This window comes from Ensifer sp. Root127 (assembly GCF_001425225.1).
In the GTDB taxonomy this organism is placed as follows: Bacteria; Pseudomonadota; Alphaproteobacteria; order Rhizobiales; family Rhizobiaceae; genus Ensifer; species Ensifer canadensis.
Genome location: NZ_LMDX01000023.1, coordinates 412,438 through 434,408 on the forward strand (window position 1 = coordinate 412,438; position 21,971 = coordinate 434,408).

The following is a 21,971-nucleotide window of genomic DNA, read 5'->3' on the forward strand; positions in this document are numbered from 1 at the left end:
GCGCCATGAACCTAGGCATCAACCTTCTCTGTCTGACTGACTTCGTCGAGGACAGGCACTTGGCCAGCATCGGACGGCTGCGCGACCTCGGTTATGACGGGGTCGAGGTCCCGGTCCTTAAAGGTGCCGTCAGCCACTATGAGCGCCTGGGCAAGGAGCTCGACACGCTCGGCATCGGCCGATCGACCACGTCGATCGTTCCGACGCCGGACGCCAACCCGGTCAGTTGTGACGCGGACGTACGAGCGCGCGGCCTTGCCCATCTCGACTGGGCCCTGGATTGCGCCATCGCCCTTGGGGCCGAAAGTATGGGTGGGCCCTTCCATGCACCGATCGGGTTCTTCACCGGGGCCGGGGCCAGCGAGGACGAGCTCAAATACGGCGCCGACGCACATCGGGCACTGGCGGAGCGGGCTGCGGCAAACGGTATGCATCTGAGCCTCGAGCCCCTCAATCGCTTCGAGACCTATTACCTGAACACCATGGAGCAGGCCCGCTCCTATGTGGACCGGGTTGGGCATCCAGCCTTCAAAATCATGTACGACACCTTTCATGCCAACGTCGAAGAGCGTCGGCCGGAGGCGGCCATTCGCCTGATCGGCAGCGACATCGGCGTCTTTCACGTCTCCGAGAACGATCGTGGCATCCCGGGACGGGGACACATAGACTTCGCCGCAATGTTCAAGATCTTGAAGGAGATCGGTTATGACGGCTGGCTGACCCTTGAAGCATTCGGCGCCGGACTTCCAGCAATCGCGACGGCAACCCGCGTCTGGCGGCCGCTGTTTCCCGATTTCGAGACGCTCTTTTCCGAAAGCGCGACGTTCATTCGCAAGACATGGGCACAAGCATGACCATTCCTTCTCCCGCAATCGAGATGCGCGGCATCACCAAGAATTTTCCCGGCGTCAAAGCGCTGAAAGGTGTGAGCTTCGTTGCCTATCCGGGTGAGGTCCACGCACTGGCCGGCGAGAACGGCGCCGGCAAGTCTACGCTGATGAAGATCCTCTCCGGCGTCTACCGACTGGATGGCGGCGCCGTCGTCGTGGGCGGAGAGGAGCGACATTTCACTCATCCGCTCGATGCGATCCGCGCCGGCATCGCGGTGATCTACCAGGAATTCTCGCTACTACCCGAGCGCACCGTGGCGCAGAACATCTTTCTCGGCCGCGAGCCGACGCGGTTCGGCCTCGTCGACCACGGGGCGATGAACCAGGAGGCGCGACGCGTGCTCTCGCTGTTCGGCTCGTCGCATCGGATCGAACCCGACACGGTTGTCGCCGACCTCGATGTCGCAAGCCAGCAACTGGTCGAGATCGCCAAGGCGGTGTCGCTCGATGCACGGGTGATCGTGATGGACGAGCCGACTGCCGCCCTGAACGAGGCGGAATGCGAGGTGCTGTTCGGCCTCGTTGACACGCTGAAGATGAGGGGTGTGGCGATCGTCTATATCACGCACCGCATGCGCGAGATCACGCGGCTTGCCGATCGGGTGACTGTGCTGAAGGACGGCGAAACGGCCGCGAGCTTCGACGAAGTGCCGGAGCCCGATGTGATCGTACGCGCCATGGTCGGCCGCGATATCGGCGATTTCTATGCGGCGCCGGCGACGTCGCAGGAGATTGGTGATGCCGTGCTCTCCGTGCGCAATGCCGGCAACGAGCGGCTGAAGAACATTTCCTTCGAACTTCGCGCCGGCGAGATCGTCGGTTTTGCCGGATTGCAGGGGGCAGGGCGCGTTGCGCTCGCCCAGGCGATTTTCGGCTTTTCGCCCTTCATCAGGGGCGAGGTGCTGCTTGCCGGCAAGCCGGCGCGGTTCACCAACCCGCGCGACGCCATCCGCGCAGGCATCGGCCTTTTGCCGGGCGATCGCAAGGCCGAAGGGCTGGTGCTCATGCAGTCGGTCACGGACAATGGCATGCTGACGGCAAGGGCGCTGTCGGCTCTCGCGGGCAAGGCTGATGCGACCGCGTTCGCCTCCACTGAGGAGATGGATAGGCTGCTGCAGGACCTCGACGTGCGCGCGGGCAGCTTTTCCCAGGAAATCAAGGCGCTCTCCGGCGGAAACCAGCAGAAGGCAATTGTCGCGCGCTGGCTGGCTCTGGCGCCACGCTTGCTGATCTTCATCGAGCCGACGCGCGGCATCGACGTCAATGCCAAGGCCGGCATCTACCACCTCATGCGCGATCTCGCCCGCAAGGGTACGGCGATCATGATGATTTCGTCCGACCTGCCGGAGGTGCTCGGTGCTGCCGACCGCATCCTCGTTATGCGCGCCGGCGAACTGGTGGCAGCGTTCCAGCGCGGCGTGTCGGAAGCCGATGTCATGCTCGCTGCAACCGGCGAAGAGGCGGTGGCGGCATGAACACGGCGATCTTCACCAAACGCCCCACTTCGCGCATTGAGCGCTATTCGCCGGCCCTGCTGCTCGCTGCCGCGCTTCTGATCTACATCGCTATCGCGCTCAGCCTTGGTTTGACGCGGTTCCTGACACCGGAAGCGGCGATCTCCATCCTCAACCGCTCCATCGCGCTCGGCATGACCGCTGTCGGCCAGACCTTCGCCATTCTCGTCGGCTCGATAGACCTGTCGGTGGCGCATCTCATTTCCGCGTCGGCGGTGGTCTCGTCGGCGATCATGAACGGTGATCCGGCGATGATGGTGCCTGCCGTCCTCGCGGTGCTGCTGATGGGTGTTCTGGTCGGCACGTTGAACGGGCTGCTGATTATCAGGCTGGAGGTCAATCCGCTCATCGCGACGCTGGGCATGGCGCTCATCATTCAGGGTTGCCTTGCTTCCTTCCACGGCAAGTTCGCAGGTTCGGTCCCGGATGCGTTCCAGTTCTTCGCCTATGGCACTGTGCTGGGATTGCCATTCAGCCTCATCATGCTGGCGCTGGTCGTTCTTGCTGCCTGGGTCCTGCTGCGGTTCACTCGCTTCGGGTCCAACATCTACTCAGTCGGCGGCAATCGCGACACCGCGCGTGCAGCGGGCATCAAGACGGGCCGCGTGGTGATGGCGAGCCATATCATCTGCAGCCTGTGTGCGTCACTGGCGGGCCTTTATCTCGCAAGTCGCCTGAAGTCCGGTTCGCCCTGGATCGGCACGGAGGGTGCATACGACCTGGAATCGATCGCCGTCGTGGTCATCGGCGGGACGATCCTCTCCGGCGGCAAGGGCGGGATCTGGGGCACCGTCGCGGGCGTCATCATCTTCTCGCTGATCGACTCCATCTTTAATCTCGCCGGCGTCGACGCCTTCGCCAAGCAGGTGATGCGTGGCATCATCATTGTCGCAGCCGTCGCCTTCTACGCCGTGCGTTCGAAGAGGATAGTGGCATGATTCAGCAATCCATCGGCTCTGCAGAGACGCCCGGCACCTCGAGAAGCGGCCGCTTCCCGAAGATCAATCCCGTCTTCTTCGTGCTTGCAGCCCTGCTCGTCGCCATCACGCTGTCGAACCCGAATTTCGTCGAGCCCCCCGGATACATGAATTTCCTGAAGCGTGCCGCGCCGCTGGCGATCCTCGCCGCCGGCCAGATCTATGTCATCGTCTCTGGTGGATTCGATCTCTCGGTCGGCTCGCTGATCACGCTGACAGTGGTCGGTTCATCGATGCTGCTCAACAACAATGCCGATGCGACATGGTGGGTGATCCCTGTCATGTACGCTGTCGGGCTCGCTGTCGGCGTGATCAACGGTCTCGTCGTCAGCTTTCTGAGGGTCCCCTCGCTGATTGCCACACTCGGCATGATGATTACTCTGAACGGTGCAGCCTTCATGTGGTCGAGCGGATCGCCGCGCGGCTACCTGCCCGAGACTTTCCGCTTCTTCGGGCGCGTCAATATCCAGGGCATTCCGCTCATTCAGTTCCTGCCGGTTGCGCTGCTGGTGCTGCTTTCGGTCGGCATATGCCTGTTCTGGCTCATGCATCGCACCAATCTCGGCCGCATGCTGCATGCGATCGGCGACAATCCGCGGGCGGCGCAGATGTCGGGCGTCCCGCTCGAGCGGGTTCGCATCACCGCCTTCGTCGTGTCGTCGCTGAGCGCCGTGACGGCCGGCATTCTGCTCGGCGGTTTTGCGGGCGTCTCGACAGATGTCGGCGTCGGCTACGAGCTGCAGGCGATCACGGCTTGCGTCATCGGTGGTGCGCAGCTTCTCGGCGGGCGTGGCTCGGTGCCCGCGTCGATCGCCGGCGCGTTGACGCTGACTGCGATCTTCACGCTGCTCAATTTCATTGGCTTGCCGAAACCGGTGCGCGATGTCGTGCAGGGTGTGATCCTGATCGTCGCCGTCGTGCTTGCCACCTATCGGCGCAACCGCGCCGGTGGGACCTGAGTTTCGTCGGCCGAAGGGCCGTCGGGAGGAACTGAAAAATCATGATCAAATGGGAGTGAGACATGAAAAGACTGCTGACCGCCACCCTTTCGGCTGCCCTCATCGCCAGCACCGCGCAGGCCCAACAGCTGAACTTCGACGATCCTGCCGAGTTCGCCAGGCAGCGCGAGCTCTTGACGGCAAAGGCCAACGGCCCGGGTGGGGAGCCGTGGGCGCAATATTACGGTGACCAAATGGCCGACACCGCAAAGTTCAAGAAGGATGGTCCCTACACGATCTGCTTCTCGAACGCCGGGGTCAACAATGCCTGGCGCGTGACCGGCTGGACGAACATGCAGGCTGAAGTGAAGCTCCATCCGGAAATCAAGGAGCTCATCCATGTCGATGCCGAAGGCTCCGACGACAAGCAAATCTCCGACATCGACGATCTGATCAATGGCGGCAAATGCTCGGCTCTGATCGTCTCGCCGAATACAACCGCGGCGCTGACCCCGGCCGTCGAGAAGGCCTGTGCCAAGTTGCCCGTCATCGTCTTCGATCGCGGCGTCAACACAAAATGCCCGGTCACCTTCATCCACCCGGTCGGCGGTTATGGCTTCGGCATCCAGGCAGGCGAATTCGTGGCGGCCAATGCGCCGGCCGGCGCCAACGTGCTGATGCTGCGCATCGTGCCCGGCGTCGACGTACTGGAGACCCGTGCGTCCGCCGCCAAGCACATCTTCAAGGAAAAGGGGCTGAACGTCATCGGCGAGGAGTTCACCGAGGGCGACAACGCCAAGACCAAGTCGATCGTCGAGGACTATCTGCAGCGCGGCACGATCGACGCGGTCTGGATGGATGCCGGCGCCACCGCCGTTGCAGCGCTGGAGGCTTTCGAAGATTCCGGTCTGCCCCTGCCTGTTATCACCGGGGAGGACCAGCAGGACTTTCTGATGAAATGGAAGGCCGAAGGCTTCAAGGCGATTGCGCCGACCTACCCGACCTATCAGTGGCGCACGCCCATCATTGCGGCCGTGAACGTGCTGAAGGGTGAACCGGTCCCGGGTCCGGAATGGGTGATGCCGCAGCCGGCGATCACAGCCGAGACGCTCGACCAGTACGTCAACGACAAGATGCCGCCGCTACATCATGCCATGTGCGGCTGCGAAAAGCTGCCCGACTATCCGGCAGCATGGGGTGGTCAGTAAGAAGAAGAGGGGCTGCGCGACAGCGCGGCCCCTTCCGTCGTCTCCCTCGCTGGACCGGTCCATAGAGACGACGTTCCTCGGCCCGCGAATTGCCGGGTACAGGCCGACCGGAAATCTGAACGCGGCCATACCATCATAGCGCTGGCCGGTTACAGAGCGAAAAGGTGACGCCTTTTGCGCCCAGCCTGTCAATGTCACCAACGCCAGCCCCTTTGCTATAACCTCCGCGTCGCCGAAGGCCGATGCCACGTTGGTTGCGTCCGTCCTCATGGCGACTTGTCCCAGCTGTTTCAGGTCAAGCCACGCTCCGCCAGGTGACGGCCGCCGAGTACGCCTGCGTTCTTCGGTGAGCAGTTGCGGATCAGCCCAGAGGGTTTCAGTGCTTTGGTAGTCGAACGTCTGTGATGCGGCTCCTCTTGTGGGCAGGCCTTGTGCAGGCAGATGCCTCTACCCGGCTTGCAATCGAGCCGTCCTATTGCCGGCGCGGTTTCGCAGATCTCGATAACATGTATCTTATGATACCTGTTGACATGTTATACCAGTTGAGAAATATAGACCTACGCCGGGATCGGCGGAGGAACGTTTCGGCTGGACGAGATTGGCTCCGGTCACTTGCATTTAGGGAGGTCTTCGATGACATCGATCGCGCTGTTCGGTGCCGGTGGCAAAATGGGCTATCGGCTCGCCAAGAATCTGAAGGGTTCGCGCTTCGATGTCCGGCATGTCGAAGTGAGCGACGCCGGCAAGGCGCGCCTTTCGAAGGATCTCGGCATCGCCTGCGTTTCCGCCGATGAGGGCCTAGATGGTGCCGATGTCGTCATTCTTGCGGTTCCGGATACTGCGATCGGCAAGGTCGCGGCCGGCATTGCCGGCAGGCTGAAGCCGGGCATGATGGTCGTGGCGCTCGATGCCGCGGCCCCATTTGCCGGCCATTTGCCCGAGCGCGCGGACCTTACCTATTTCGTCACGCATCCCTGCCATCCGCCGATCTTCAATGACGAGACGGATCCAGCGGCCAAGCGCGATTTCTTTGGCGGCATCGCGGCCAAGCAGCACATCGTTTCCGCTCTGATGCAGGGTCCGGAAAGTGCCTATGCGCTCGGCGAAGAGATCGCCAAGGTCATCTGGGCGCCGGTCATGCGCTCGCACCGCGTCACCGTCGAGCAGATGGCGCTGCTGGAGCCGGGCCTGTCCGAAACGGTCTGCGCTTCGCTGCTCGTCGTTATGCGCGAAGCAATGGACGAATGCGTGCGCCGCGGCGTTTCCAAGGAGGCTGCCCGCGACTTCCTGCTCGGCCACATGAACGTGCTCGGCGCCGTGATCTTCGAGGAGACACCGGGCGTCTTCTCCGATGCCTGCAACAAGGCGATCGAGTTCGGAAAGCCCGTGCTCATGAAGGACGACTGGAAGCGCGTGTTCGAGCCCGCGGAAATCGCCGCGAGCATCCAGCGCATCACCTGATTTACGGCGGGCTTGGTCCGCGTTGACGGCGCCACGCGCCGGCAAAAAATCGCACCGGGAGGCCATTCTCAATGGGGGGATGGCCGAAGGAGACCGGGGCTAACTGGGAGGAGAAACATGAACATTACCCGTAGACTGATCACTATCGGTTTTGCTGCCGTCATGGCGGCTGGCGTTGCCATGCCGTCGTTTGCTGCCGATCTCATCGCGATCATCACGCCGAGCCACGACAACCCGTTCTTCAAGGCGGAAGCCGTAGGCGCGGAAGCCAAGGCCAAGGAGCTCGGCTACGAGACACTGGTTCTCGTTCATGACGACGACGCCAACAAGCAGTCGCAACTCATCGATACGGCAATCGGCCGCGGCGCCAAGGCGATCATCCTCGACAATGCCGGCTCGGAAGCCTCGATCGCCGCCGTAAAGAAGGCCAAGGATGCGGGCATCCCCTCCTTCCTGATCGACCGTGAAATCAACGCCACGGGCGTCGCTGTTTCCCAGATCGTCTCGAACAACTACCAGGGCGCGCAGCTTGGTGCCGAAGAGTTCGTCAAGCTGATGGGCGAGAAGGGTAACTATGTCGAGCTGCTCGGCCGCGAAGCCGACCTCAATGCCGGCATCCGCTCCAAGGGCTATCACGACGTCATGGACGAATATACGGACATGAAGATGGTCGCCCAGCAGTCGGCCAACTGGAGCCAGACCGAAGGCTACTCCAAGATGGAGACCATCCTTCAGGCCAATCCGGACATCCAGGGCGTGATCGCCGGCAACGACACGATGGCCATGGGCGCGATCGCGGCTCTGCAGGCGGCCGGCCGCAAAGATGTCATCGTCGTCGGTTTCGACGGGTCGAACGATGTGCGCGACTCGATCAAGGCGGGCGGCATCAAGGCAACTGTCATGCAGCCAGCCTATGCCCAGGCACAGCTCGCCGTCACCCAGGCGCATGAGTACATCACGACCGGCAAGGCGCCGGCCGAAGAAAAGCAGCTGATGGACTGCGTGCTGATCACAGCGGACAACGCCGGCAAGCTCGAAACCTTCGCGCTCTCCGAATAATCCTCTCGCAATGGCGCGAGGCAGGGGAAAACCCTGCCTCGCGTTTGCTGTTTATGACGGAGAATGGGAATGCTGAGGTTTCAGGCTGCCTGTACACTCATGCTTGCCGGCGCGCTTGCGCTTAGCGGCTGCAAATTCGTCAAGACCGAGGACGAACAGAAGCAAGCGGCGGCAGGCGCCTTCAATCCCGACAGGCTGGTCGCCGACATTTGGGACGCGAAGGTCGTACCCTATCTCGTCGAGCGTGCAGGCGCGTTCAAGGATGTCACCGCTCTTGCCGCAAACAATCTGGACGCGGCGGCGGAAAAATACGGCCACAAGGAAAAGCAGGGCAACGCGCCATGGACCTTTGCCGCCAAGGTCGACGGCGTGATCGTCGCTGAGGAGACGAAATCACGCGCGGCCTACGTTGATGTGGACGTGGACGGCGACAAGAAGGCGGACGTGCGCGTCTCGATCGGCCCGGCCATCCGCGGCACGGCGTTGCGCGACAGCCTGAAATTCGTGAACTTCAACGAGTTCAAGAACCAGATCGAATGGGCGCAGTACGGAAAGGCCTTCAACACCCACGTGAACCGCGCCTTGCTTGAAAAGCTTTCGCGCGAAGGGCTCACCGGCAAGACGCTCAAAGCGACCGGCGCCTATCCGCTGCCGGCCAAGGGTCAGTTGCCGCAATTCGTGCCTGCCACCATCACCGTGGGAGGTTGACGATGGCCAATCTCGACGACGGCGACGTCATTCTCGAACTGAAGGACATCACCAAGGCCTATTCCGGTATCGTGGCGCTGAAGAAGGCGGACCTGAAGCTTCGCCGCGGTGCCGTGAATGTGCTCGTCGGCGAAAATGGTGCCGGCAAGTCGACGATGATGCGCATCATCGCCGGCGTGGAGCGCCCGACGCTCGGCGAGATCTGGATGGATGGCGAACGCATCCACCTGAACAGTCCCGCCGACGCGGTGCGCCACGGCATCGGTATCGTCTTCCAGGAACTGAACCTCTTCGGCAATCTCTCGGTTGCGGAGAACATCTTTGCCACCCGCGAGATCACACGTGGCCTCCGCGGCATCGACCACAAGGCGCAGGTGGAAAAAGCCAACGAATTCCTCAATCGCCTGGAAGCAGGCATCTCCGCCGAAACGCTTGCAGAAGACCTGCCGATCGGCCAGCAACAGCTCGTCGAGATCGCTCGCGCCGTATCGCTCGACACCCGCATCCTTATCATGGACGAGCCCACCTCGGCGCTCAGCGCCGCCGAAGTCGACGTACTCTTCCGCGTGATTGCGGACCTGAAAGCGCGCGGTGTTGCGATCGTCTACATCTCGCACCGGCTGGAAGAGCTGATGCGCATCGGCGACTACATCACGGTGCTGAAGGACGGCGAGATCACTGGCCATGCCATGGTCAAGGACATCGATACGCGCTGGATCGTGCGCTCGATGATCGGATCGGATGCCAAGGATTTTGCCAAGCAGGTCGAGCACGAGCCGGGCGAAGAGGTCTTTCGCACCGAAAACATCTGCCTGCCGCGCGCGCAGGGCGGCTATGCCGTTGACCATGTGTCGATCGGCGTTCGCAAGGGCGAGATCCTGGGGATCTACGGTCTCATGGGCGCTGGGCGCTCCGAGCTTTTCGAATGCATCATGGGCCGCCACGAGCACTATACGGGGAAAATCTTCGTCGAGGGCGAGGAGCTGAAGGGGCGTGACACGACCCGCTGCATCCGCGAGGGCCTGGCGCTGATCCCGGAAGACCGCCAACGCGAGGGCCTCGTGCAGTCCATGTCGATTGCTGACAACCTTTCCATGGCAAGCCTCGGCCAGTTCCTGAAGGGTGGCTTCCACATCGATCTCAAGCTTGAGAAGAAGGCGATCCTGGACGCGATCCGCAATCTTTCGATCAAGGCGAAGAACCCGGACTTCGACGTCACCTCGATGTCGGGCGGCAATCAGCAGAAGGTCGTCATCGGCAAGGCGCTGATGACCGGGCCGAAAGTGCTGCTGATGGACGAGCCGAGCCGCGGCATCGATGTCGGCGCCAAGGCGGACGTTTTCCGCACCATGCGGCGCCTGGCGGGCGAGGGGCTCGCCATCCTGTTCTCCACCTCCGACCTGGAAGAGGTCATGGCCCTTTCCGATCGCATCGCGGTGATGAGCAATGGCCGCCTCGTGACGGTGGTCGACCGCAAGGATGCCACCGAGGAGATGGTCATCTCGGCCTCCGCAGAGGGACATAAAACCAAAAGGATGCATGCGTGATGACGACAGCAACGCAAACTGCCGCCGCTGGCAACAGCCTCTCCACTGGGGCGGCCCTGCTCACGCTCATGAAGCTGAGGACGTTCATCGCGCTCTTCGCGGTGATCATCTTCTTCTCGATCTTCGCGCCGAATTTTCTGTCGACCGCGAACATGATCCTGATGTCAAAACACGCGACGCAGAACGCCTTTCTCGCCATCGGCATGACCTTTGTCATCATCACCGGTGGCATCGACCTGTCCGTCGGCTCGATCGTCGGGCTCTGCGGCATGATTGCGGGCGGGTTGATCATGTACGGCGTGGCGCTGCCGCTCGGCTACACCGTCTATTTCAATATCGTCGAGGTCGCGATCATCGTGATGGCAGTCGGCATCCTCATCGGTGCGGTCAACGGTCTGCTGATTACCCGACTGAACGTTGCGCCCTTCATTGCGACGCTCGGCACACTCTATGTCGCACGCGGCATGGCGCTGCTCTATTCCGATGGCCAGACCCTGCCCAATCTCAACGGGCGGGAAGACCTCGGCAACCAGGGCTTCAGCTATCTCGGATCCGGCTCGATCCTCGGCCTTCCGGTCTCCGTCTGGATCCTCATCGTCGTGGCGTTGGGTGCGGCCTACTTCGCCCGCTTCGTGCCGCTCGGCCGGCACATCTTCGCAGTCGGCGGCAATGAGCGCGCCTCGCGCATGTCGGGCATCCGTGTCAACCGCGTCAAGATGTTCGTCTACATGTTCTCCGGTTTCTGCGCGGCGATCGTCGGCCTCGTCATCTCCTCGGAACTGATGGCCTCGCATCCCGCGACCGGCACCAATCTCGAGCTCAACGCTATTGCAGCGGCAGTTCTCGGTGGTACATCCATGTCCGGTGGGCGCGGCACGATCGGCGGAACGATCATCGGCGCCTTCGTGATCGGCATTCTGTCCGACGGGTTGGTGATGATGGGCGTGAGTTCGTTCTGGCAGATGGTGATCAAGGGCCTCGTGATCATCGTCGCCGTGGTGGTGGACCAGGCACAGCGCCGCCTGCAGCAGCGCGTGGCCCTGATGCAGATGGCAAAGGCAGGCTGAGCATGGCCAAGATCAAGGGCGCGCTGATCGGCTGCGGTTTCTTCGCCGTCAACCAGATGCATGGCTGGCAGGATATTGCCAATGTGGAGATGGTGGCGATCTGCGACCGCGATCCGGAGCGGTTTCGTATCGTCGGCGACCAGTTCGGCGTCGCGCGGCGCTACCAGTCGGCAGAGGCGATGTTTGCCGATGGCGGCTTCGATTTCGTCGATATCGCCACGACGGTCGGCAGCCATCGGGCACTGGTGGAGCTTGCCGCCAGTCACGCGGTGCCAGCGATCTGCCAGAAGCCGTTCGCGCCGACCCTAGAGGATGCCAAGGCCATGGTGGCTGCTGCCGACGGGGCTGGCATTCCGCTGATGATCCATGAGAACTTCCGCTGGCAAACGCCGATCCTCGCAGTGAAGGCGGTTTTGGACCGTGGCACGATCGGCACGCCCTTCTGGGGGCGCGTCTCCTTCCGATCCGGCTTCGATGTCTTTTCAGGCCAACCCTATCTCGCCAAGGGCAAGCGCTTCATCATCGAGGATCTCGGCATCCATTCGCTCGACATCGCCCGTTTCCTCTTCGGTGATGCGCACCGAATGACTGCCCGCACGGCGCGCATCAATCCTGACATTGCCGGTGAGGATGTGGCGACCATGCTGCTCGGCCACGACAACGGCATCACCTCGATCGTCGATGTCAGCTATGCGAGCAAGCTACCGGAAGAACCGTTCCCGCAGACCTTCGTCGAGATCGACGGCAGCACGGGCACGCTCCGTCTCGGCAAGGACTACAAGCTCACCGTCCATGGGCCAGAGGGCACGACGGAAAGCCTCGTCGCGCCGAAGCTGCTCCCCTGGGCCTCGCGGCCATGGCACAACATTCAGGAGAGCGTGGCGCTGATCCAGAAGCACTGGGTCGAGCGGCTGGCCGCGCGGCAGGAACCGGACACCTCCGGCCGCGACAATCTGCAAACCTTCGCCCTTGTCGAAGCCGCCTATCTTAGCGCCAGGCGCGGCGAGACCGTTTCGCTTGTGGATCTGCTGGGATGAACAAAGACGCGCTGCTGCTCTACGGGACCCGGGAGCGTGAGCCCGAAAGCCGCACGCTCATCGCCGGCGATTTGAGCGTGGCGCTTCAGGACGGTAAACTTCGCAGCCTTCGGTTCCGCGGCTATGAGGTGTTGCGCGCGATCGCCTTCCTGGTGCGCGACGGGGATTGGGGCACCTGCAATGCCATGATCAGTGCCCTTGCCGTCGAAGAGAAAGAACAGGGTTTCTCCGTCACTTACAGCGCCCGCTTCACCGCGCCTTCGGGCGCCAATCTCGATTGCGCGGTCGCGATTTCTGGATCCGAGCGGACAGTGAGCTTTTCCGCAAACTGCATCAGCGACGCTGACTTCGAGACGGCCCGTGCCGGCTTCGCCGTGCTGCACCCGGTCGTCGGCGTCGCGGGCCAGCCAGTGGAAGTCCGGCATGGCGATGGCAGTATCGAGCAGGCGCATTGGCCGGAGCAGATCGAGCCCTGGCAACCTTTCAAGGATATCGCGGCGATCACGCACCGCGTTGCGCCGGGCATCGAGGCAACAACGCAGTTCGGTGGCGACGTCTTCGAGATGGAGGACCAGCGCAACTGGACCGACGGATCCTATAAGACCTATGTGCGGCCACTGGCGCTACCCTGGCCCTACCGCGTGCCGAAGGGCGAAGCGTTCGGCCAGCGGATTACCGTAGACATCCGGGCGGAAGAGGGCGCGGCATTCGCGGTGGCGTCGGATACGGTCACACTTGCGCTGGCGCCGACGGCACTTCGCTTTCCGGAGCTCGGCGTCGGCTTGCGGCCGGAATGCTTCGCCGACCAACTCGCCTCGCTTGCCGTCCTCAAAACGATCGACGCGCGCCATCTGATCGCCTATTTCGATCCTGACGCCGGACATGGGATCTCGGCGCTGGAAGGATACGCGGATATCGCTGAGCGGTCCGGCCTCAAGGTGACACTGGAACTTGCCCTGCCATGCAAGCGCCCGCTTGAGGAGGAAATGGCCGAACTCGCCACGTTCATCGAAAAGGCTGGTCTGGCGCTCGATACGCTGTTCATTTGCCCGTCAGTGGACCGTCAGTCAACGCCGCCCGGCAGTCAGTGGCCGCAGTGCCCGCCGCTCGCGGATGTCTATTCCGCGGCGCGGGCAGCCTTTCCCGGCGTTCGGCTCGGCGGCGGCATGATGAGCTATTTCACCGAGCTCAATCGCAAGCACGTGCCCGGTGATCGGATAGACTATGTCAGCCATTGCACCAACCCGATCGTGCATGCGGCTGATGACCTTTCCGTCATGCAGACCTTCGAGGCCCTTTGCGATGTCGTGCGTTCCACGCGGGCAATCTATGGCGACAAGCCCTATCGCATCGGCCCTTCCACCATCGCCATGCGCCAGAATCCCTATGGCAATGCCACGAAGGACAATCCGGCCGGCGGCCGTATCCCGATGGCCAGTGTCGACCCTCGGCACAATGGACGTTTCGGCGCCGCCTGGGCGCTGGCCTATGCCGCAACCGTGGCCTCTGCAGGACTGGAAGTCCTGACGCTTTCGACGCTTGCAGGCCCTTTCGGGCTTGTCGCCGGTGAGGGGGAGACGACCGCGAAAGGCGAGTTGCGGCCGCTTGCACATGTGCTGGCGCGTCTCGGGGCGCTCGCAGGCGAAGAGGTTGTCGCGGTCGAGACCTCACGGCCGGATGCGGTGCTGGGGCTGGCGTCCCGGGAGCGGTTGCTTCTGGCAAACATAACGCCTGCGCCGCAGACAGTGATGCTCACTGCTACGCCGCGAAAGGTCGTGGAAATTGCGAGCGGTGAGAAAGTCCTGGCGTCAGGACAGCACGTCACTCTACCAGCCTATGGCTGCGTCGAGATCTTCATCTGAGCGTTATACCAACCTACGTTGATACTACTTCTGGCTCTTGAGGGCATAGAGTGCGCGGGAGCGCTCCAGGTGTTTTACCATCGCCTGTTCGGCAAAATCGGCGTCACCCTTTTCGATCGCGCGGATGATTTCCGCGTGTTCTGCAAGTGTGAAGTCCTCGCGGCCCGTCCATATGAGCATTTCCGTATGGTAGGACTTCAGCCATCCGAGCATCGCGCCGCTGACGGCCGCAAAGATCGGGTTGCCCGAAATCCGGGCGATCGCGTGGTGGAATTCCATGTCGGCATCGATGAAGGCATCCGCATCGCCGAGGCTCTGTTTCTGCTTTTCGAGCAGCGCGCGCAGTTCGGCGATCTGTGCCGGGCTTACCTTGGCTGCCGCCTCGCGGACCATGCCGCGCTCGAAGAAGATGCGGGCGCTCTTGAGGTGTTCCAGCGAGTCCGAAGAGCCGGAAAGCATCAGCTTTGCCGGCAGATCGACCTGCCGGAAGATGGATTCCGCGGTTATGCGCAAAACTTTGGCGCGCTCGCCTTGGGAAATCTCGACGAGGCCCTTGCCGGCAAGCGCCTGCATCGCTTCGCGGATGGCCGGGCGCCCGACGCCGTAGCGTTCCATCAGTTCGCGTTCGGACGGCATGTCGTCGCCGGCCTTCAGCTCGCCGGTCTCGATCATGAGCTTCAGTCGCGAAAACACTTCATCGGAGAGTTTCTTGCGGACGATCGGTTCGGAAACAACGTTCATGAGTCACCTGGTTTCGACAGGTTTGATTATGCATCAAGTTCCCATGCTGCAACAGGTTTCGCCGCAGCCGGCTTGCAATAACATAAATACTCATTATACCAGTTTGTAGCCGTTAACAAGCGTGCCGCACGGGATGCGGGAGGAGAGAACGTGATCCGTCTGACCTATCGGATAGAGACGCCCGGATCTGTAGAAGCGATGGCGTCGAAGATCGCCAGCGACCAGTCGACAGGCACCTTCGTGGCGTTGCCGGGGGAGACGGAAGAGCTGAAGGCGCGCGTGGCGGCGCGCGTCGTCGCCGTCCGTCCGCTGCCGCCCACGCACCAGGCCTCCTTCTCTGACGAAGCGGGTGGCGCCAAACAGTTCAACCGTGCGGATGTCGACATCGACTTCCCGATGGACGCGGTGGGCACGGATCTCTCCGCGCTGATGACCATCGCCATCGGCGGCGTGTTTTCCATCAAAGGGCTCACAGGTATCCGTATCGTCGATATGAAGCTGCCGCGGGAATTTGCGGCGGCCCATCTCGGGCCGCAGTTCGGCGTGGCGGGAAGCTTCGCGTTGACCGGTGTGAAGCATCGCCCGATCATCGGCACCATCGTCAAGCCGGCGCTCGGCCTCAGGCCGCATGAAACAGCTGATATGGTCGGCGAGTTGATCGAGGCGGGCGTCGATTTCATCAAGGACGACGAGAAGCTGATGAGCCCGGCCTATTCGCCGCTGAAGGATCGTGTCGCGGCGATCATGCCGAAAATCCTCGCCCACGAGCAGAAGACCGGCAAGAAGGTCATGTACGCCTTCGGCATCAGTCACGCCGACCCCGACGAGATGATGCGCAACCACGATATGGTCCTTGAGGCCGGCGGCAATTGCGCCGTGGTCAACATCAATTCGATCGGTTTTGGTGGTCTCGCCTTCCTGCGCAAGCGCTCTAGCCTCGTGCTGCATGCCCACCGCAATGGTTGGGATATCCTCACGCGCCATGCCGGCCTCGGCTTCGAGTTTTCCGTCTGGCAGCAGTTCTGGCGCCTGCTCGGCATCGACCAATTCCAGATCAACGGCATCCGCGTGAAATACTGGGAGCCGGACGAAAGTTTCGTACAATCCTACAAGGCCATCAGCACGCCGTTGTTTTCGGAAGACGACAGGGCGCTGCCGGTGGTCTGCTCGGGCCAGTGGGGCGGGCAGGCGCCCGATACGATCGCGGCGACCGGTGGATCGACAGCGCTTCTCTACCTCTGCGGCGGCGGCATCGTCAGCCATCCGGGCGGGCCGGGAGCGGGCGTGAAGGCGGTCAAGCAGGCATGGGAGGCGGCGGTCGCGGGCGTGCCGCTGGACGCTTACGCGCAGGATCATCCGGAACTCGCGCAATCCATCGAGAAATTTGCCGATGGCAAGGCGGCCTGAGCCATGACACGACCGCTGATCAGCTATTATGGCGACGACTTCACCGGCTCAACCGACGTCATGGAGGCGCTCGCCTCGAACGGTGTCGAAACGGTGCTTTTCCTGAAAGTGCCGGACGCGGACCTGTTGTCGCGCTTCGACGGCGCGCGCGCCTTCGGCCTTGCCGGCACGAGCCGCAGCGAAACGCCTGAGTGGATGGACGTGCACCTTCGCGAAGCCTTCGGCTGGCTGAAGACGCTCGACGCCGAACTCTGCCACTATAAGGTCTGCTCGACCTTCGATTCCGCGCCGCATGTCGGCAATATCGGCCGGGCGATCGAGATCGGCCGCACGGTCTTCGGCGAAGCGACCGTGCCACTCATCGTCGGCGCGCCCCAGATCCGCCGATATACGGCCTTCGGAGAGCTCTTCGCCGCCTATCAAGGCCGCAACTACCGCATCGATCGTCATCCGGTCATGTCGCGCCATCCGGTCACGCCGATGGACGAGTCCAATCTGCTGATGCATCTCGCGCGCCAGACAAAGCTCTCTTCGGCACTCATCGATAATGTCGCGCTGCTGGGCCGGTCGGCGCTTGAAGACGCCGACATCCTGCTCATCGACGTGCTCGACGCGTTGACCCAGGCCGCCGCCGGTGCCTTGGTCTGGAACGCGCTGCATCCCAGAAGCGGCTTCATTTGCGGATCCTCCGGTGTCGAATATGCCTTGATCCCCGCATGGCGGAACGAGGGTCTGATCGGCGACAAACCTGTCTTTGCCGAGGCCGGTCCGGTGGATCGCATCGCGGTCGTGTCCGGCAGCGTTTCTCCCACCACGGAGCGGCAAATTCGCCATGCGCTCGCAAACGGTTTTGGCGGCGTCACGCTTGATCCTCTTGCACTTTCCGGCGACGAGGCCGGAGCTGCAATTGCCGTGGCGATCGAAGCCGGCCTCAAGGTGCTGGAAGGCGGCGACAGTGTCGTGCTTTACACGGCGCTTGGTCCATCTGCCGATCGGGGCGGCGAACTCGATTCATCGACAGGCGCTCGTCATCGCCTCGGCCGCGCGCTCGGCCAAATTCAGTCGGCGCTTGTCCAGCGCGCCGGGATCTCGCGCGCCGTGGTGGCCGGCGGCGATACGTCAAGCCACGCGCTCGGTCAGATGGGCATTTTGGCACTGACGCTAAAGATGCCCCTGCCGCAGACGCCGGGCTCGCCGCTTTGCATCGCTCATGGCGGTGCGGTGGATGGCTTGCAGATCGCGCTGAAGGGCGGGCAGGTTGGCGGCGACGACTATTTTTCCATGATCAGAGCGGGCAAAGTATAACTCGGGCGGTGAGCGGCACACCAACGTTAGGCTGGAAATAAAGAGATAGAGCGTTTCCGCGCCTCCGTTTAACGCAGACGTGCGACTGGGCCGCCCGGGCGAGCTGCCGGATCATTCTTCGAAATGCTCATATTCGAAGGTCGACCTTCAGCCAGCGGACAGCGCCGGCATGATCTCCAAGATGAGATCGGGTGCGCTTGATCGGCGAAGATGTCGGTAAACCTCAGAGCGACGACTTGTTCGCTGTGGCGGCCTCGAAGCTGTCCACCAGTAGCCGTAGGGCGGGTAATGACCGGAGCTTAAGGGAAGGCCAAGGCTTTCCTGCGCAGTATGAACTGCTGGAGCGCATCAGGGCCAAGCGCGATGTGGTCTCCTGTTAGCCGCATGTGCTCGGTCAGTTTGGAAAACAAGTATGCGGCCAGATCTTCGCGCTCCACGACCAGGTTGGTCGTTTCCTGCGGGTCGCTTGCCAGCGCGTAAAGCTCAAAGAAGACCTCGTCCTTGAAGATGTCGACGATGAGCTTGTGCGATTGGTGGATGATACACCGCGAGAAGTTGCCCAGGGCGCCATTGCCGTCGAACTGAACAAAGATATCCTTATGCTCGCAAGGCGTCCCGGCGTTGATCGACGGCATCAGGGAGCGGCCGGGAAGGTCTTTGGGTTTCTCGACGTTCACGATGTCGCAAATCGTTGGCAAGACGTCGATGTGACTGACCGCTTGGTCGCAGACCCCGATGCCGGCCATGGGCGCCGGCATCTTGAACAGGAGAGGTGTGCGGATCGCCTCCTCGTACATGCACATCTTCTGCCAGAGGCGATGCGAGCCGAGCATCTCGCCATGATCGCTCGTAAACACGATCAGTGTTTCGTCGTAAATGCCTTCAGCCTTCAGCTTGGAAACGATCGCTCCGATGCAATGGTCGAGAAGAGCCACCAGCCCGGCATAGACGCGCCAAATCTCTTTCCAATCGTCGCGGCTGTAACGGGTGCCGAGGAAGCCGGGTAGATTGTAGAGCTGCAGCGGACTTTGGCCGGAGAACCATTGGCCGACATTGTCAGGCGGCTCGACCTCTCGCGCCAACGAATACCACGGCTCGGGCACATCGAAGGGGGGATGCGGCGCCAGGAACATGGCGCTCAGGAAAAGTGGCCGCGATCTGTCGCGGTTCTCGATGGCGCCGAGCGACGATTGCAGGATAAAGCCGTCGAAGAAGCTGTCGAACCCCGGCTCATAGCAGCCGGTCGCCGGCGTCGAATAGTCTCCGACCGAGGTAACGGTGCCTGAAGTCAGTTCCGGAACGATGCCGCGGAAGCGTTGGCCTCCAGGTGGACGGTGCCCCCTCGCATCGAGAAACGCGCCGTAATTCTCTTCAAGTGCATGCCACCTGACCGCCGTGCCTTCGCGCATCTCGAGCGGTGGCTGGTACATCAGATGCTGCTTTCCCGCGTGCCATCCGTCCCAATCGGCAGACAGCAGTCCGTACAGGTTGGCGAAGTCGTCACCTATGAAGCCATGCTGTTTGTCCACCTCGACCCAGGGGTTGATCAGACAACCGGTCGAATTGGGATATCGCCCGGTGAAAAACGCGCCGCGCGAGGGAACACAGAGCGGGGAAGCGCAATAGGCGTTCGGGAAAAGGCAACTGTCGGCCAGAAGCGCCTGCAGATGCGGCATGTAGGATGTGCCGATGAAATCGTAGCGAAGCTGGTCGGCCATGATGACGACGACGTTCGGTTTCTTCATGGATTATCCTCGCTAAGCCAAGGAAAAAAGGCAGCGCAATGCGTTCGCCGTGGCAGCCCGGTCAGTCAGACATCGGCGGTGGCATGCCGTCTGCAAGGGGTGAGCAGGCGTCGGTGAAGGCCTGTAGGTTTCGTCGTCGTCAGCGGGCGGGACGTTCCCTGGGCGGACCGACGGTCGCCCTTTCGATCAGTTTGACGCCCATGTTGACGCGCGTGATGCTTTCTTCGGCGTTGGCTATTCGCTTCATCAGGAGTTGAACGCCGATCCGGCCGAGCTCGATGCGATCGATGCTGATCGTCGTCAGCGGCGGCCGGCTGTGCATGGCAATCGCTACGTCGTCGAGCCCGATGATCGAATAGTCGTCGGGCACCGAAAGCCCCTGGCTCTGAAGCGCCTGCATGACGCCGAGCGCCACCACGTCCATGCTGCAGAAAAGCGCCGTTGCCTTGTCCAGCCTGCCGCTCTCGAGCGCTTGGCGCGTGGCCAATTGCGCCTGGGTTTCCAGGAAACCCATCTTGCCGAGATCAATGAGGTGCTTGTCCGGATCGAAGACAATTCCAGCTTCCTCCAGCGCCAGGCGAAATCCTTCAAGGCGACGCTGCATGGACAGTCGCCGTGGCAGCGTCACATGCATGATGTCTCGGTGCCCGGCCTCCAGCAGGCGGCGCGTCGCTAGCCAGCCCGCCGACCAGTTGTCGGGCAGAACACTGTCCATGCGCATCGAACGATCAATGCCGTTTATCAGAACGGTCGGCACACCACTTGCGGCGAGCCGGTCGATCGCGGCCCGGTCGTCCAGGCCGACCGCGATGACTGTGCTCGGCTCCGCGCCACGCAGGTATTCGTCGATCTCCGCGGTGTTCTGTTTGGTGTCGAGCGTCAGCAGCTGCACGTCGACTTTCAGCGAATGCGCCGCTGCCTCGTCCAGTGCGCCGCGGATCACATCCTCGTAGAACTGCGACCCGGAGTAGTACTCGGCCGGCACGATCAACGCGGTGCTTCCGATGCCAGCCTTGTGAAGCGATCGGGCGTTGCGCCCGAGGTAGCCGAGTTCTTCGGCAAGAGCCAAAATCTTCTTGCGGCTCTCACCGCTGACGCCGCCGCGATTGTTCAGCACCTTCGACACGGATGCGACCGAAACGCCGGCTGCATCGGCGATGTCGCGCAGTGTCAGTGTGGCGAGTTGATCATCGGTCATTGGAAACCCACTCCATCAGATTCCTGCGCTTTTTGGGAGTCGCAGCGACTGGCATTTTGTCTGCTTACCAGAAGAATTGTGTATGCCCGAGCGACCGCATCAAGGCCTCCATGAAATAGTAGTCTCCATAGGGAAGCATGGTGTCGGAATAGCCTGATCCGACATGGGCCGCGCCATGGGCGAGAAGGCCGAGTGCCGTTGGATCTTCGGTCAGGTCGCAGGTGTCGAGCAAGCCAGCGATCAAGCGGTCGGCAAACCCGCGCCAGGCTTGAGCCTCGTCGACGTCGCACTGGTCGGCGAGCATGTAGATGCCGGCTGCCATGATGGCGCCGGCCGAACTGTCGCGCGGCGCGTTCTTCGGGTTGGGGACGTCATAGTCCCACACGGGCACGAGGTCGCTGCCCATCAGCTGCTCGGCCTTGGCGGCGAGCCTGCGGGCCGCATCCAGATAGGTCCTGTTGCCGGTGACGCGCGCGCATTGCGCAAAACCGTGGATCAGCCAGGCCTGGCCGCGTGACCAGCATGATCCGTCGGCATGGCCCTGGTGGGTTTCTCCGCGCAGTGCCTCGCCGGTGCTCGGGTCGAACAGGAAGGTGTGGAAGCTGGTATCGTCGTCGCGCACCAGATGTTTCAATGTGGTGTCGGCATGGCCGTCGGCGGCCTCGCGAAAGTCGGCGCGTCCGGTTTCGCCGTAGGCCCAGTAGAGGAGGGCGAGGTTCTGCATCGTATCGGCGATGATCCGCCCGTTGGCGAAATCTGCGCGCATGGAGCCATGCGCCGGTTGCGCGTTCCACGCCTGAAGATAGCGCCCCTCCGGTCGGTACCGGCCGAGCAGCAGATTGGCGGCTTCAAGAGCGAGCGCGCGCGGCTCCTTCTCGCCGGTCATCAGCCATTCGGCGACGCAGCTGAGCGAGAACTGGAAGCCAAGATCATGGTCCTGAGCGCGGCGATGCGCCAGAATGCCCCGAAAGATCGAGCGGCGGGCGCGCGCTGCGTTCAGGAATGTCGGATCTCCTGTTAGCTGCGAGGCAAGCCATAATTGGCCGGCATGAAAGCTCACGACCCAGTCGTAGGGGCTGCAATAGGCCCAGCTATTGTCGCTCAAGCCGATCTTCGGGTTGCGAATGCCGATGATCGGCATGGTCGTGCGCAATTTTTCGATGCTGCGTACGAGCGCTGCCTGGTGGCGATCAACATGAGAGGTGGCGGCTGCCGGCACGGAGGCTGCAAAGTAGCTACTGGTTTCGATTTTCATGTGAGTGCTCCTGAGTGTGGAAATCTTTTTGCTCATTACGCAATTTTCGTCA

At 62.2% G+C, this 21,971-nt stretch carries 18 protein-coding genes; 14 read left to right on the forward strand and 4 right to left on the reverse strand.

Annotated elements, in window-relative coordinates; genetic code table 11:
- Positions 1-5 precede the first annotated feature (5 nt).
- The 12 genes from ASD03_RS24110 to ASD03_RS24165 all read left to right on the forward strand — a co-directional run bounded on the left by ASD03_RS24110 (position 6) and on the right by ASD03_RS24165 (position 14,268).
- Positions 6-854, forward strand: coding sequence for a sugar phosphate isomerase/epimerase family protein (locus tag ASD03_RS24110; protein ID WP_057207175.1), 849 nt, complete (start codon positions 6-8; stop codon positions 852-854).
- A complete protein-coding gene (locus ASD03_RS24115; RefSeq protein WP_057207326.1) occupies positions 851-2,365 on the forward strand; it encodes a sugar ABC transporter ATP-binding protein in 1,515 nt (504 codons plus the stop codon). Before ASD03_RS24110 ends, ASD03_RS24115 begins: the two co-directional genes overlap by 4 nt.
- Positions 2,362-3,342 carry an ABC transporter permease gene (locus ASD03_RS24120; protein WP_057207176.1) on the forward strand — a complete coding sequence of 327 codons (981 nt, stop codon included), beginning with the start codon at positions 2,362-2,364 and terminating at the stop codon, positions 3,340-3,342. The genes ASD03_RS24115 and ASD03_RS24120 overlap by 4 nt, the downstream gene beginning before the upstream one ends.
- Entirely contained in the window at positions 3,339-4,340 is a 1,002-nt protein-coding gene (locus ASD03_RS24125; protein WP_057216958.1) for an ABC transporter permease, read from the forward strand. Before ASD03_RS24120 ends, ASD03_RS24125 begins: the two co-directional genes overlap by 4 nt.
- A gap of 62 nt (positions 4,341-4,402) precedes the next feature.
- A complete protein-coding gene (locus ASD03_RS24130) occupies positions 4,403-5,527 on the forward strand; it encodes an ABC transporter substrate-binding protein (protein WP_057207178.1) in 1,125 nt (374 codons plus the stop codon).
- Between the two features lie 633 nt (positions 5,528-6,160).
- The gene (locus ASD03_RS24135; protein ID WP_057207179.1) at positions 6,161-6,988 is read left to right on the forward strand and encodes a phosphogluconate dehydrogenase C-terminal domain-containing protein; all 828 of its coding nucleotides are present in this window, start codon (positions 6,161-6,163) and stop codon (positions 6,986-6,988) included.
- A 117-nt stretch (positions 6,989-7,105) separates the two neighbouring features.
- The gene (locus ASD03_RS24140; protein WP_025430264.1) at positions 7,106-8,047 is read left to right on the forward strand and encodes a D-ribose ABC transporter substrate-binding protein; all 942 of its coding nucleotides are present in this window, start codon (positions 7,106-7,108) and stop codon (positions 8,045-8,047) included.
- A 69-nt stretch (positions 8,048-8,116) separates the two neighbouring features.
- A complete protein-coding gene (locus ASD03_RS24145; protein WP_057216960.1) occupies positions 8,117-8,755 on the forward strand; it encodes a DUF2291 family protein in 639 nt (212 codons plus the stop codon).
- 2 nt (positions 8,756-8,757) lie between these two features.
- Positions 8,758-10,302: a sugar ABC transporter ATP-binding protein gene (locus ASD03_RS24150; protein WP_057216961.1), complete on the forward strand. Its 1,545-nt coding sequence runs from the start codon at positions 8,758-8,760 to the stop codon at positions 10,300-10,302.
- Positions 10,302-11,369 (forward strand): ABC transporter permease, encoded by a 1,068-nt coding sequence (locus ASD03_RS24155; RefSeq protein WP_025430261.1) that lies wholly within the window; start codon positions 10,302-10,304, stop codon positions 11,367-11,369. The genes ASD03_RS24150 and ASD03_RS24155 overlap by 1 nt, the downstream gene beginning before the upstream one ends.
- Positions 11,370-11,371: 2 nt before the next feature.
- Complete coding sequence (locus tag ASD03_RS24160; RefSeq protein ID WP_057216963.1) at positions 11,372-12,406, forward strand: Gfo/Idh/MocA family oxidoreductase; 1,035 nt, start codon at positions 11,372-11,374, stop codon at positions 12,404-12,406.
- The gene (locus tag ASD03_RS24165; RefSeq protein ID WP_063997103.1) at positions 12,403-14,268 is read left to right on the forward strand and encodes a hypothetical protein; all 1,866 of its coding nucleotides are present in this window, start codon (positions 12,403-12,405) and stop codon (positions 14,266-14,268) included. Before ASD03_RS24160 ends, ASD03_RS24165 begins: the two co-directional genes overlap by 4 nt.
- Positions 14,269-14,292: 24 nt before the next feature.
- On the opposite strand, the gene ASD03_RS24170 is transcribed toward ASD03_RS24165, so the two are convergent.
- Entirely contained in the window at positions 14,293-15,009 is a 717-nt protein-coding gene (locus ASD03_RS24170; RefSeq protein ID WP_025430258.1) for a transcriptional regulator NanR, read from the reverse strand.
- Positions 15,010-15,159: 150 nt separating this feature from the next.
- On the opposite strand from ASD03_RS24170, the gene oiaX reads away from it, so the two are divergent.
- Positions 15,160-16,416: a 3-oxo-isoapionate-4-phosphate decarboxylase OiaX gene (gene oiaX / locus ASD03_RS24175; RefSeq protein ID WP_057216965.1), complete on the forward strand. Its 1,257-nt coding sequence runs from the start codon at positions 15,160-15,162 to the stop codon at positions 16,414-16,416.
- Between the two features lie 3 nt (positions 16,417-16,419).
- A complete protein-coding gene (locus tag ASD03_RS24180; RefSeq protein WP_057216967.1) occupies positions 16,420-17,721 on the forward strand; it encodes a four-carbon acid sugar kinase family protein in 1,302 nt (433 codons plus the stop codon).
- Between the two features lie 299 nt (positions 17,722-18,020).
- Here ASD03_RS24180 and ASD03_RS24185 read toward each other — a convergent pair whose 3' ends face one another.
- From ASD03_RS24185 to ASD03_RS24195, 3 genes are all read right to left on the reverse strand, one after another.
- A complete protein-coding gene (locus ASD03_RS24185; RefSeq protein ID WP_057216969.1) occupies positions 18,021-19,466 on the reverse strand; it encodes a sulfatase-like hydrolase/transferase in 1,446 nt (481 codons plus the stop codon).
- Positions 19,467-19,605: 139 nt separating this feature from the next.
- Positions 19,606-20,664 carry a LacI family DNA-binding transcriptional regulator gene (locus tag ASD03_RS24190; RefSeq protein WP_057216971.1) on the reverse strand — a complete coding sequence of 353 codons (1,059 nt, stop codon included), beginning with the start codon at positions 20,662-20,664 and terminating at the stop codon, positions 19,606-19,608.
- A gap of 64 nt (positions 20,665-20,728) precedes the next feature.
- The gene (locus tag ASD03_RS24195) at positions 20,729-21,919 is read right to left on the reverse strand and encodes a glycoside hydrolase family 88 protein (protein ID WP_057207188.1); all 1,191 of its coding nucleotides are present in this window, start codon (positions 21,917-21,919) and stop codon (positions 20,729-20,731) included.
- Between the last annotated feature and the right edge of the window lie 52 nt (positions 21,920-21,971).

Bases quoted from the DNA above. Each gene is read 5' to 3' on its own strand.
- ASD03_RS24160 (WP_057216963.1), top strand. From the start codon at position 11,372: ATGGCCAAGATCAAGGGCGCGCTGATCGGCTGCGGTTTCTTCGCCGTC.
- ASD03_RS24130 (WP_057207178.1), top strand. From the start codon at position 4,403: ATGAAAAGACTGCTGACCGCCACCCTTTCGGCTGCCCTCATCGCCAGC.
- ASD03_RS24140 (WP_025430264.1), top strand. From the start codon at position 7,106: ATGAACATTACCCGTAGACTGATCACTATCGGTTTTGCTGCCGTCATG.
- ASD03_RS24135 (WP_057207179.1), top strand. From the start codon at position 6,161: ATGACATCGATCGCGCTGTTCGGTGCCGGTGGCAAAATGGGCTATCGG.
- ASD03_RS24180 (WP_057216967.1), top strand. From the start codon at position 16,420: ATGACACGACCGCTGATCAGCTATTATGGCGACGACTTCACCGGCTCA.
- ASD03_RS24145 (WP_057216960.1), top strand. From the start codon at position 8,117: ATGCTGAGGTTTCAGGCTGCCTGTACACTCATGCTTGCCGGCGCGCTT.
- ASD03_RS24185 (WP_057216969.1), bottom strand. From the start codon at position 19,466: ATGAAGAAACCGAACGTCGTCGTCATCATGGCCGACCAGCTTCGCTAC.
- ASD03_RS24110 (WP_057207175.1), top strand. From the start codon at position 6: ATGAACCTAGGCATCAACCTTCTCTGTCTGACTGACTTCGTCGAGGAC.
- ASD03_RS24120 (WP_057207176.1), top strand. From the start codon at position 2,362: ATGAACACGGCGATCTTCACCAAACGCCCCACTTCGCGCATTGAGCGC.
- ASD03_RS24195 (WP_057207188.1), bottom strand. From the start codon at position 21,919: ATGAAAATCGAAACCAGTAGCTACTTTGCAGCCTCCGTGCCGGCAGCC.
- ASD03_RS24190 (WP_057216971.1), bottom strand. From the start codon at position 20,664: ATGACCGATGATCAACTCGCCACACTGACACTGCGCGACATCGCCGAT.
- ASD03_RS24150 (WP_057216961.1), top strand. From the start codon at position 8,758: ATGGCCAATCTCGACGACGGCGACGTCATTCTCGAACTGAAGGACATC.
- ASD03_RS24115 (WP_057207326.1), top strand. From the start codon at position 851: ATGACCATTCCTTCTCCCGCAATCGAGATGCGCGGCATCACCAAGAAT.
- ASD03_RS24165 (WP_063997103.1), top strand. From the start codon at position 12,403: ATGAACAAAGACGCGCTGCTGCTCTACGGGACCCGGGAGCGTGAGCCC.
- ASD03_RS24125 (WP_057216958.1), top strand. From the start codon at position 3,339: ATGATTCAGCAATCCATCGGCTCTGCAGAGACGCCCGGCACCTCGAGA.
- ASD03_RS24170 (WP_025430258.1), bottom strand. From the start codon at position 15,009: ATGAACGTTGTTTCCGAACCGATCGTCCGCAAGAAACTCTCCGATGAA.
- ASD03_RS24155 (WP_025430261.1), top strand. From the start codon at position 10,302: ATGACGACAGCAACGCAAACTGCCGCCGCTGGCAACAGCCTCTCCACT.